General features: G+C 65.2%; 3 protein-coding genes. 1 reads left to right on the top strand and 2 read right to left on the bottom strand.

Features of this window, described 5'->3' with window-relative positions:
* Positions 1–700, bottom strand: a 700-nt coding sequence (locus IEY82_RS29180; RefSeq protein ID WP_189127460.1) for an RNA-guided endonuclease InsQ/TnpB family protein, incomplete at its 3' end; no start/stop codon positions are given.
* A gap of 116 nt (positions 701–816) precedes the next feature.
* Here IEY82_RS29180 and IEY82_RS29175 point away from each other — a divergent pair.
* Positions 817–1,578: an ABC transporter permease gene (locus tag IEY82_RS29175; RefSeq protein ID WP_189127459.1), complete on the top strand. Its 762-nt coding sequence runs from the start codon at positions 817–819 to the stop codon at positions 1,576–1,578.
* A gap of 127 nt (positions 1,579–1,705) precedes the next feature.
* Here the strand turns inward: IEY82_RS29175 and IEY82_RS29170 are convergent.
* The coding region (locus IEY82_RS29170) for an RNA-guided endonuclease InsQ/TnpB family protein (protein ID WP_189127458.1) at positions 1,706–2,209 on the bottom strand (504 nt) is incomplete at its 5' end.

Genomic DNA, 2,209 nt, shown 5'->3' with positions numbered 1-2,209 from the left:
CCCGATTGTTCGAACCCTTCTCCTTTCGGGCCAGCGCCCGCTGAGCGCGGGCCAGCTTGCGACGGTCGGCCCGTTCATGGCGGGGGTTGACGATCTTCTCCCCGCTCGACAACGTGACCAGAGCGGTGATCCCCGCATCCACTCCCACCACCTGTGCGACCGGGGGCAGCGGGGAGATCATCTCCTCCACCAGGATGGACACGAACCAGCGTCCGGCCGCATCCTTCGACACGGTCACCGTGGACGGCCGAGCGCCCTCAGGCAGGGGCCGCGACCACACGATGTCCAGCGGCTCGTCCATCTTCGCCAACGTCAGCGAACCATCGCGCCAGCGAAAGCCCGAACGGGTGTATTCGGCGCTCAGCCGCGACTTCTTACGGGACTTGAACACCGGATACCTGGCCCGTTTGGCGAAGAAGGCAGCGAACGCCGCCTGAAGATGACGCAACGCCTGCTGCAACGGGACACACGACACCTCGCCCAGAAAGCGCAACTCCGCAGAGCGCTTCCACGCCGTCAGCAGCGCCGACGACTCCGCATAGGAGACACCGCGCCCCTCCAGCCGGTAGGCGCGGGTGCGCTCCTCCAGCGCCTTGTTGTAGACCAGGCGCACGCAGCCGAACGTCCGGGCAAGCTCCACTGCCTGCTCGGGAGTCGGGTGGAAGCGGTACTTGTAGGCCCGCTTCACGATCTGCGCCACGCCGCACAACCTACTGCAAGATCAGCTAAATCTCGGACACGTGTTCGATTTGATGGCATTATTCCGGCTTTCCTCCCCGCCCTGAAGGACGGGGTCTCCAGCCTTAAGGAGATACGATGAGCAAGCATTTCTTCGGCGACACCGCCGTCCTGCTGGGACGGTCCCTGCGCCACATCACGCGCAGCCCGGACACCATCATCACAACCGTGATCATGCCGATCGCCATGCTGCTGCTGTTCGTCTACGTGTTCGGCGGCGCGATCAGAACAGGGTCGGATTCGTATGTGAACTACATGCTGCCCGGCATCCTGCTCATCACGGTCGCCTCGGGCATCGCCTACACCGCGTACCGGCTGTTCATGGACATCAAGGGCGGCATCTTCGAGCGCTTCCAGTCGATGCCGACCTCACGGTCGTCGGTGCTGTGGGCGCACGTGCTGACCTCGCTGGTCGCCAATCTGGTCTCGCTCGTGGTCGTGATGCTCGTGGCCCTGCTCATGGGCTTCCGCTCGGGAGCGGGAGTGCTGGCCTGGCTGTCGGTGGTGGGCATCCTGATCCTGTTCACCCTGGCGTTGACCTGGATCGCCGTCATCCCCGGCCTGTCCGCCACGACCCTGGAAGGCGCGAGCGCGTTCTCCTACCCGCTCATCTTCCTGCCCTTCCTCAGCTCGGCCTTCGTGCCCACCGACACCATGCCCGGCCCGCTGCGCGTCTTCGCCGAGAACCAGCCGGTGACCTCCATCGTCAACGCCATCCGCGACCTGTTCGCCCAGCAGCCGGTCGGCAACGACATCTGGATCGCCCTCGCCTGGTGTGCCGGCATCCTGATCGTCGCGTACGGCTTCGCCATGAACACCTACCGCCGCAAGATCTCCTAGGGCGTCTCGATCAAGCAGGTCCTGATCCCGATGAGCATGAAGGAAAGATCATGAGTCAGCTTCTCAGCCCTGAAGGGACTAAGCTTGCAGCTCCTGGCCGTCGGTGGTTTCGACGGTTTGGTCCGCGTCAGGCAGCGTGACTCACTGCCCAGCCCGTCTCACCGCGTGCGGCGATGTTGCGGGCTGCGTTGACGTCGGCGTGCTCAGCGAAGCCGCACGACGTACAGGCGAAGGTTTCCTGGTCGGGCCGGTTGTTCTTGGCCACGTGCCCGCAGGCCGAGCAGGCCTGCGAGGTGTAGGCCGGGTCCACCCAGACCAGGGCGACACCGGCACGGGCCGCCTTGTAGGCGATGAAGTGGCCGAGCTGGTGAAACGACCACGCATGCAGCGTGACCCGCTGGGGCTTGCGGAGCCGTACCCGGTCGCGGATGCCCTGGAGATCTTCCAGGGCGATGCCTCGCCCGGTGCGTGCAGCCTCGGTCACGATGCGTCTGGCGATGGTGTGATTAAGGTCGGCGGCGAAACGTGCTTCCTTGCGGCGGCGTCTCTTCAACAACCGTTTCGCGGACTTGGTGGCCTTGGCCTGCAGGCGGCGGCGCAACTCCCGGTGCCGGTGACGGACCGCGTTCAG

The sequence above is a fragment of the Nonomuraea cavernae genome (assembly GCF_014646355.1).
Lineage (GTDB): Bacteria > Actinomycetota > Actinomycetes > Streptosporangiales > Streptosporangiaceae > Nonomuraea > Nonomuraea cavernae.
Note: the sequence above shows the minus strand (reverse complement) of the source record. Positions and strands in the feature narration are given on the sequence as shown.

Bases quoted from the DNA above. Each gene is read 5' to 3' on its own strand.
- IEY82_RS29175 (WP_189127459.1), top strand. From the start codon at position 817: ATGAGCAAGCATTTCTTCGGCGACACCGCCGTCCTGCTGGGACGGTCC.